General features: G+C 75.3%; 7 protein-coding genes and 1 pseudogene. 1 reads left to right on the forward strand and 7 read right to left on the reverse strand.

Annotated elements, in window-relative coordinates:
* Positions 1-132: 132 nt before the first annotated feature.
* From AB0D28_RS29775 to AB0D28_RS29805, 7 genes are all read right to left on the reverse strand, one after another.
* The gene (locus tag AB0D28_RS29775; RefSeq protein WP_357391227.1) at positions 133-720 is read right to left on the reverse strand and encodes a TMEM165/GDT1 family protein; all 588 of its coding nucleotides are present in this window, start codon (positions 718-720) and stop codon (positions 133-135) included.
* Between the two features lie 228 nt (positions 721-948).
* Positions 949-1,914, reverse strand: a complete 966-nt coding sequence (gene egtD / locus AB0D28_RS29780) for an L-histidine N(alpha)-methyltransferase (RefSeq protein WP_357391229.1) — start codon at positions 1,912-1,914, stop codon at positions 949-951.
* A 32-nt stretch (positions 1,915-1,946) separates the two neighbouring features.
* Positions 1,947-2,693 carry an ergothioneine biosynthesis protein EgtC gene (egtC, locus tag AB0D28_RS29785; RefSeq protein ID WP_357391231.1) on the reverse strand — a complete coding sequence of 249 codons (747 nt, stop codon included), beginning with the start codon at positions 2,691-2,693 and terminating at the stop codon, positions 1,947-1,949.
* 9 nt (positions 2,694-2,702) lie between these two features.
* Positions 2,703-4,010 carry an ergothioneine biosynthesis protein EgtB gene (gene egtB, locus AB0D28_RS29790; protein ID WP_357391233.1) on the reverse strand — a complete coding sequence of 436 codons (1,308 nt, stop codon included), beginning with the start codon at positions 4,008-4,010 and terminating at the stop codon, positions 2,703-2,705.
* Positions 4,007-5,242: an ergothioneine biosynthesis glutamate--cysteine ligase EgtA gene (gene egtA, locus AB0D28_RS29795; protein ID WP_357391235.1), complete on the reverse strand. Its 1,236-nt coding sequence runs from the start codon at positions 5,240-5,242 to the stop codon at positions 4,007-4,009. Before egtA ends, egtB begins: the two co-directional genes overlap by 4 nt.
* Before the next feature lie 155 nt (positions 5,243-5,397).
* Positions 5,398-6,123, reverse strand: a complete 726-nt coding sequence (locus tag AB0D28_RS29800; RefSeq protein WP_357391237.1) for a hypothetical protein — start codon at positions 6,121-6,123, stop codon at positions 5,398-5,400.
* Positions 6,124-6,139: 16 nt separating this feature from the next.
* Complete coding sequence (locus tag AB0D28_RS29805; protein WP_357391238.1) at positions 6,140-6,778, reverse strand: RNA polymerase sigma factor; 639 nt, start codon at positions 6,776-6,778, stop codon at positions 6,140-6,142.
* A 509-nt stretch (positions 6,779-7,287) separates the two neighbouring features.
* Between AB0D28_RS29805 and AB0D28_RS29810 the strand changes: the two are divergent.
* Positions 7,288-8,106, forward strand: a pseudogene (locus tag AB0D28_RS29810) (serine/threonine-protein kinase); the annotation flags it as partial.
* Between the last annotated feature and the right edge of the window lie 62 nt (positions 8,107-8,168).

Genomic DNA, 8,168 nt, shown 5'->3' on the forward strand with positions numbered 1-8,168 from the left:
TCCCGCCGCATCTGTGGGCGCGAGCGCGGGGCCGCCGCGGGTGCGGGCGTCCGGCACGCCACCCCCCCGGCCCCGCCCGGCCGCCGCCGGCCGCCGTTCCCGCAGCGGGAACGGCGGCCGGCGTCGCTGCGGTCAGTTCAGCTCGGCGACCGCCTCGAAGATCAGCCACAGGCCGCAGATGGCGAACAGCACCGCCGCGCCGTAGCGGATGGTCCGCTCCGGCAGGTGCCGGCCGAGCATCCGGCCCACCAGGATCGCCAGCGCGTCCGCGGCGACCATGCCGAGTGTCGAGCCGAGCCAGGTGCCGAACCAGCCGTACTTGGTGGCCAGCGTGATGGTGGCGAGCATTGTCTTGTCGCCCAGCTCGGCCAGGAAGAACGCCACACCGACGGCGATGACGGCGGACTTGCCGCCGCGCTCGGCCTTGCGCTTCTCCTCCTCGGTCAGCTTGTCGCCGCGCAGCGTCCAGGCGCCGAAGCCGAGGAACGCCACACCGGCGATGAGCGAGATCCACCCGGTGGGCAGGGCGGCGCCCAGGCCGTACCCGATGGCCACCGAGGCCAGGTGGACGACGGCGGTGGCGATCGTGATGCCGATGAGCACCGGCACCGGCTTGAACCGCGTGGCGAACGTCAGCGCCATGAGCTGGGACTTGTCGCCCAGCTCGGCCACGAAGATGACGCCGAAGCTGACCACCAGCGCGACGAGGAAACCCTCCATGTGAACCTTCCCGATCAAGCCGGGAGGAGGAACGGGGGCGCCCTCGACCCGGCTGCGACAGCCTGAGTCGAAGGTCTCGCCCGCCCCGGGGACCGGGGCCGCGTGGCCGGGTGCGGAACGCACCAGTGTGTCGACCACGACATTGGGGGCTACTCCCCTTCGCGCCGACCAGCCTAGCCGATCACCGGCCCGGCCGGTCACCGGGTGTGGTCGCGGCCACCCCGAGCCTCAGTCGGCCCGGGCCAGGCTCACCCCGAACAACCCGTCCGGATCGGTCCAGAACGCCCGCCTGTCGAACCCGGCGGCGGTCAGCTCGGCGGCGATCCCCTCCGGCCGGAACTTCGCCGACACCTCGGTCCGCAGCTCCTCACCGGCGGCGAACACCACGTCGGTGTCCAGGACCCGCACCCGGGTCGGGTGCTCGGCGCGCAACCGCATCTCGATCCACTCCCGCTCGGGATCCCAGACGGCCACGTGGCGGAACGCGTCGACGTCGAAGTCCGCACCCAGCTCGCGGTTGATCACCCGGAGCACGTTGCGGTTGAACTCGGCGGTCACGCCCGCCGCGTCGTCGTAGGCGGGCACGATCACGCCCGGGTCCTTGACCAGGTCGGTGCCGACCAGCAGCCAGTCGCCGGTCTCCAGCGCCGCGCGCATCGCGGTGAGGAACCCGGCCCGCTCCGCCGGCAGCAGGTTGCCGATCGTGCCGCCGAGGAACGCCACCAGGCGCCGGCCGCCGGTGGGCAGCCGGTCCAGGTGGCGGGTGAAGTCGCCGACCATCCCCCGGACCCGCAGCCCCGGGTACGCGGCGGCGATCTGCTCGGTGGACGACCGCAACGCGCTCACCGACACGTCCAGCGGCACGAAGGTGCCCAGGTCGCCGTGGCGGGTGAACGCGTCCAGCAGCAGCCGGGTCTTCTCCGACGAGCCCGAACCCAGCTCGATCAGCGTCTTCGCGCCGGTCATGGTGGCCACGTCGTCGGCGTGCGCGGCCAGCACCGCCCGCTCGGCCCGGGTCGGGTAGTACTCCGGCAGGCGGGTGATCTCCTCGAACAGCTCGCTGCCCCGGGCGTCGTAGAACCACTTTGGCGGCAGCCACTTCGGCGTCGCGGCCAGCCCGACCCGTACGTCCTCCCGCAGACCACGGTCGAGGTCCTGCTGCTCCAGGTGGATCTCCAGCGGCTCCGCGCTCATCGAGTGTCCTCTCTTGCGGTGGGTACGGATCGTCAGGCGGCGGTCGTCTCCCGCACGTCGAGCCCGCCCGTGGTCGCCACCACGAGCCGGCCGTCCGGCACGGCCCGCCAGGCCGGGTCGTCGTCGAACGGTTCGGATGCCAGCAGCACCGAGCCCGGGCCACGGCGCACCGACAGCGCGTGCCCGGCCGTGCTCGCCACCACTGTCGTACCGTCGGTGAGCAGCAGGTTCAGCCGCGAGCCGGGAGCGGCGGCGGTGACCGCCGCGACGGTGTCGGCCACCGCCGCGTCCGGCTGCGCTCCGGCGCGCAGCCGGTGCCGGACCAGCGCCCACAGCAACGCCGAGTCGGTCGGCACGTCCAGGGTGATCAGGTCGCGGACGGGCAGGCCGGCGGCGAGCGGGACCAGGCTGTCCGGCCAGCCCCGCACCACGCCGTTGTGGCTGAACAGCCACCGCCCCTCGGCGAAGGGCGCGGCGGCGGTCTCGTGCAGCGGCATGCCGACGGTGGCGGAGCGGACGGCGGCCAGCACCGCCCGCACCCGCGTCACGGCGGCCAGCTCCGGCAGCGTGGTGTCGCTCCACATCGGCTGCGCCCGCCGGTAGCGGACCGGGTCGCCGTCGTCCGGGTACCAGGCGACGCCGAAGCCGTCGGCGTTTATCGTGCCGCCGCCGCGCATGTCACGCGGCGCCCACGACTGGCGCAGCAGCCCGTACGGCGGGTCGGACAGCAGGCTGCGCAGGAGCACCGGTGGACCGAGGTACGCGAGGTGACGGCACATCGGGCCGGCTCACTCCTCCGGGCCGGCGTCGCGGGCGCAGCGGAACCCGCTGAAGATCTGCCGCCGGATCGGGTAGTCCCAGTTGCGGAACGTGCCCCGGCAGGCGGCCCGGTCGGTGCCGAACGAGCCGCCCCGCAGCACCCGGTGGTCGTCGCCGAAGAAGACCTCCGAGTACTCCCGGTAGGGGAACGCGGTGAAGCCCGGGTGCCCCCGGAACGGCGAGGAGGTCCACTCCCACACGTCGCCGACGAGCTGGTGCACGCCCAGCGGCGAGGCGCCGCCCGGGTACGCGCCCACCGGCGCCGGCCACAGGTGCCGCTGGCCCAGGTTGGCGTGCTCGCCGGTCGGGTCCTCGTCACCCCACGGGTATCGGCGGGACCGGCCGGTCGCCGGATCCCAGCGGGCCGCCTTCTCCCACTCCGCCTCCGTGGGCAGCCGCTTGCCGGCCCACGCCGCGTACGCCTGTGCCTCGTACCAGCAGACGTGCACCACCGGCTCGTCGTCGCGTACCGCCGACCAGCGGCCGAACCGGCGGTACGCCCAGCCGTCCCCGTCGCGCCGCCAGTGCATCGGCGCGCTCAGGCCCGCCTCGACGCGGTGCCGCCAGCCGGCCTCGCTCCACCAGCGCGGCTCGTCGTACCCGCCGTCGGCGATGAACGCCCGGTACTGGCCGTTCGTCACCGGCGCGGCGTCGATGAGGTACGCGGGCAGGTCGACGGTGTGCGCCGGGCGCTCGTTGTCCAGCGCCCACGGGTCGGTGGAGGTGCCCATGGTGAACGGACCGGCCGGCACCCGTACCTCCCCGCCGACCCGGGCCCGGGGCTCCGGCGGGGGCGGCGCGTCCAGCACCGGGGCGCCGGCGCGCAGCTGGTGGGTGGCGAGCATGGTCTCGTCGTGCTGCTGCTCGTGCTGCAGGATCATGCCGAACGCGAACCCGTCGGCGACGAGGGGACGCTCGGTGAAGCGGATGCCGTCGAGCAGGTCGAACACCTTGTCCCGGACCGTCCGCACGTAGGCGCGGGCCTCGGCGGGCGGCAGCAGCGGCAGCGCCGGCCGGTCCTTGCGGGGCTGCTTGAACGCGTCGTAGAGGTCGTCGATGTCGTGGCGCACCGGGTCACGGCCGCCGACGTCGCGGACCAGCCACAGCTCCTCCTGGTTGCCGACGTGCGCCAGGTCCCAGACCAGCGGCGACATCAGCGTGGAGTGCTGCCGGACCAGGTCGTCGTCGTCCACCGCGTCGGTCAGCAGGGCGGTACGGGCCCGGGTCCGCTCCAGCTCCGCGGCGATCCGGTCGCGTAGTCGCTCGGTGGTGGTCACCGGTGTCCCCTCTCCGCGGCGGCGCGGCGCCGCCGGATCGCTCGATCGGTCTCGTCGTGGATGCCGTCCGGCAGGCCGAGCCGGGGCAGGGCCGTCAGGGCCAGGTCGAACAGCGCCGCCGCGGCGCTCGCCAGGGGACGCTCGGCCAGCCCGCACCGGGCCGCCGCCTGCCACCTGTCGGCGACCGGACCGGCCACGGCGAGCGCGTCCCGGGTGGTGGCCGGGTCGGCGAAGAGCGCCGCCAGCACCGCCAGCGGCACCGTCCACTCCGGGCCGGGCTGGGTGTCCAGGTAGCGCAGCTCCAGGTAGCCGCGCGGGCGTACCGGCGGGAACAGCGTGCTCAGGTGGTATTCCAGGTCGTCGGTGGTGGGCGGGCGGGGCAGCGCGCCGGCCAGCCAGTCGGCGAACGTGACACCGGGCGGCGCGGTCCAGTCCGGGCCGTCGCCGCGTACGCACAGCAGCGGCGCGGCGAGCGCGTACCCGGTCCAGGCCGCCACCGGGTCCTCGTCGGCGTGCCGCGGCGACCACACCGGCCTGGTCCGGGCCGGGTCGATGGCCAGCCAGGTGGCCATCCGGGCGGACGCCCAGCCGGTGCGGCGGCCGGCATGCCGGTCGGCGGTGGCGAACGCGGCGAGCAGCGGCGGGCCGACGGCGTGCGCGGCGGCCCAGCGCTGCGCCAGGTGCTGCGGCTCGCCCGCGTCCAGGCAGACCTGGAGGCCGGCGGTGCTGTACATCATCGCCCGTCCGGCCGGGCCGCGCCGGTCGAAGGCCCGGCGCATGGCCCGGTAGCGGGGGGTCTCCACGACGGGCCGGGGCAGGCGCCAGGGGTCCATCCCGCTGCGGCCGAGCACCAGGCCGGCGGCGTCCAGCCGGGCCCGCAGCTCGGCGACGTCGGCCTCGGTAGCCAGGATGAGCGCGGCGACCGACGAGCGCGGCATCGCGGAGATCTCCACCTGCCCGCCGGGCTCCACGGTCACGGCGCCGCCGCGCCGGAGCTCGCCGGCCGGGCTGGTGGGGTCGAGGGTCACGGGGCTGTGCCGCCCCAGCGCCTCGCGTAGTCGCTCGCGGTCGACCGGCCGGGCCGGGTCCGCGGCGTCGTGCACTGTCCATTCCAGTTCGACGCCGACGAGTGCGGGTGGCCCGGTCTTGAAGCAGATCCGGGCGAGGTGGCCCCGGGCCGCCTCCTCGCCCCCCAGGACCACTGCCCGGTCCAGGTCCGGTGACATCACCATGGGACGGCTCCTCCTCGGCGGTGGGCGGCCACGTCGTGGCGGCGGGCCCGGCCGGGACGGCACGGGACGCCGTCCCACCATCCTCTGTCTAGCAGATGAGATCCGCTTGCCCAGGGAGATGAATTATTGTCCGGAATCTGATTGCGCGGTGGCGTTCAGTCGTCCTCGTCGTCCGGGTCCTCCGCCGGCTCGTCCACCAGGTTCCGGCAGTAGCTCTCCACCTGCTCGGGGCCGCCGGCCGCGGTCACCAGGTCGGCGAAGCCCGGTGCGGTGAGCGCCTTCGCCCGCTGCCGCTCCGACTTGGCCAGGTAGGCGCGGCAGTGCCCGGCCATGCTGTTGTTCCCGCGGGTCGGGGACGCGGAGGGCGGGGTCGCGCCGCTCGGCGTCACGCTCGGTGTCGCAGCCGGCGGTGACGTCGCGTCGGACGCGTCGCCGGCCGGTGTGCTCGGCGCCGGCCGGGAGGGGCCGGTGACGGCGGGGCCGGCGCCGGTCGGGCCCTCGCCGGTGGGGCGGGCCGTGGTGGCGGGCGGGAGGACCGGCTCGGGCTCGCGGTCCAGGCGCACCGCGGCGAACGCCACCCCGGCGACGGCGGTGGCGGCCAGCCCGGACAGCGCGGCGGCGATCCGCAGGCGCCGGCGCGGACGCGGCGCGACAACCGGTCCGGCCGCCGGTGACGCCCCGGACGTCCGGGCCGCCCGGAAGGCGGCGAGCGCCTGCTCCTCCCCGGCGACCTCGCCGGGTTCCGCAGGTCCGGCCGCGGCGGACAGCAGCCGGGTCAGCGGGTCCGCGTCGGCCGCCGGCGGCGTGCCGGCGCGCGCGGCGTCGAGCAGGCGGTCGGACTCCGCCCGGTCGGCGGGCCCGCCGGACCGGCGATCGTGCATGCCGTCTCCCCTCACGTCAGCCCTCCGCCGGCTCGGCCTCGGGCGCGTGCGGCACCTGGCGGTCGGTACGGGGACGCGGCGCGGTGGCGTCCCGGACGTCGTCCGGCGCGGCCCGCGCCGCCGCCGAGCGCTCCAGCATCGCGGCCAGCCGGCGCAGGCCCCGGTGCGCGGCGGTGCGCACCGCGCCGGCCCGCCGGCCCAGCACCCGCCCGGCGGTCTCCGCGTCCAGGCCGATCACGGCCCGCAGCATCACCGCCTCGGCCTCCGCCGGCGGCAGCGTACGGATCAGCGCCAGCGCGTTCTCGGTGGCGATGGCCTCGCCGGCCCGGTCGGCGGTGTCGACGTCGGCGGCCAGGTCGTTCAGCGCCTGCACCGGCACCGGCACCGAGGGACGTCGCCGCTGCCGGCGCAGGTGGTCCATGGCGCGGTTACGGGCGATGGTGACCACCCAGGCGCGGAACTCGCCGCCGGTGAACGACGGCAGGTCGCGGGAGATCTGGAGCCACGCCTCCGAGGCCACGTCCTCGGCGTCGGTCCCGACGAGCGCGGTCAGGTAGCGCAGCAGGGCGGGTTGCAGGCTGCGGTAGAGGAATCGGAACGCCTCCTCGTCGCCCGCCTGGGCAGCGGCGACCGCCTCGTTCAGCTCGGCCGTCACGCGCGCCGTCCGGCCCGGCTGACGGCCCGGCGCCGGGCGTCAACGGCAGCCGGTGGCCACACCGCCATCCGCACTCGCCCCCCCCGGTGAGCTGATCAGGCACGCGCACGAGCGTGCGGTGCGCCATGGAACACCGCCCGCGGCAGCGGGCGTCGGCGGGACATACCGTACCGGCGGCCGGCTGCGGCCGGGAGTCGGGCCGACACGGGAACCCGCGGGGGCGCCTCGGCAAGGCGTCGGCCGCCGGGAAAACAGAGAGAAATGTCTAGCGCCGACTCCGGCGTGTCGTGGTAACACCGAGGGCGGCCGCGACGCTCACCGCTGCGGTCCGCGCCGCCGCGGGAGAGCCCGCCACGCGGGGGCGGGTGACTTTCTGGCCGATCGTACCGGGTCGATCACGATCAGCCGATCGGCGTACCGGCTGTCGGACACCCGGCCGATCGGGCAGCCGGAGCCGGGCACGGATCTCGCGGGAAATACTTCGCGCCCGCTGTGGGTACGGTATGGGGGTGCTGTCCTCAGACGTCGTACTCAGCGGTCGGTACCGCCTGGATGACCGTGTCGCCACCGGCGGCATGGGCGACGTCTGGCGTGCCACCGACCTGGTCCTCGGCCGTCCGGTCGCGGTGAAGGTGCTGCTTCCCGCCCTGGTGTCCGACCCCGACTTCATCGCCCGGTTCCGCGCCGAGGCGCGGATCATGGCCTCACTGCGCCATCCCGGCGTGGTCCAGGTCTTCGACTGCGGCGAGGACGATCTGCCCAGCGGCGGGCGGGCCGACTACCTGGTGATGGAGTTCGTCGCCGGTGAGCCGCTGTCCCGGCGGATCGAGGACGCCGGGTGCCTCGAGGTGGCCGAGACCATGTCGATCGTGGCCCAGGTGGCGCAGGCGCTGCACGCGGCGCACGGGCGCGGCATCGTCCACCGCGACGTGAAGCCGAGCAACCTGCTGGTGCAGGACGACGGCACTGTGGTCCTGGTCGACTTCGGGGTGGCCCGCTCGACCAACGTCACGAGCATCACCAGCACGAACGCGGTGCCCGGCACCGCCCTCTACATGGCGCCGGAGCAGGCCGCCGGCCGGCCCGTCTCGGGTGCCACCGACGTGTACGCGCTCGGTGCCGTCGCTTACTGCTGCCTCACCGGCAGCCCGCCGTTCACCGGCGACAACCCGCTCCAGGTGGCCGTACGCCATCTCGACGACGAGCCGCCGGAGCTGCCGGCGGAGATCCCGCCGGCGGTGCGGGAGCTGGTGTCCCGGGCGCTGGCCAAGGATCCGGCCGACCGCTATCCGAGCGCCGCGGCGATGGCCGACGCGGCCCGGGCCGCGCGGACCGACACCCCCGAGATCGGAATAGCACACGACTGAAAAACAGTCAAACCAGCGCAGAT

The sequence above is a fragment of the Micromonospora sp. NPDC048169 genome (genome assembly GCF_040652815.1).
Lineage (GTDB): Bacteria > Actinomycetota > Actinomycetes > Mycobacteriales > Micromonosporaceae > Micromonospora.

What these genes read in the sequence shown, in the direction of transcription:
- AB0D28_RS29775 (WP_357391227.1), bottom strand. Translation starts at nt 720, where the DNA reads ATGGAGGGTTTCCTCGTCGCGCTGGTGGTCAGCTTCGGCGTCATCTTC.
- egtD (WP_357391229.1), bottom strand. Translation starts at nt 1,914, where the DNA reads ATGAGCGCGGAGCCGCTGGAGATCCACCTGGAGCAGCAGGACCTCGAC.
- egtC (WP_357391231.1), bottom strand. Translation starts at nt 2,693, where the DNA reads ATGTGCCGTCACCTCGCGTACCTCGGTCCACCGGTGCTCCTGCGCAGC.
- egtA (WP_357391235.1), bottom strand. Translation starts at nt 5,242, where the DNA reads ATGGTGATGTCACCGGACCTGGACCGGGCAGTGGTCCTGGGGGGCGAG.
- AB0D28_RS29800 (WP_357391237.1), bottom strand. Translation starts at nt 6,123, where the DNA reads ATGCACGATCGCCGGTCCGGCGGGCCCGCCGACCGGGCGGAGTCCGAC.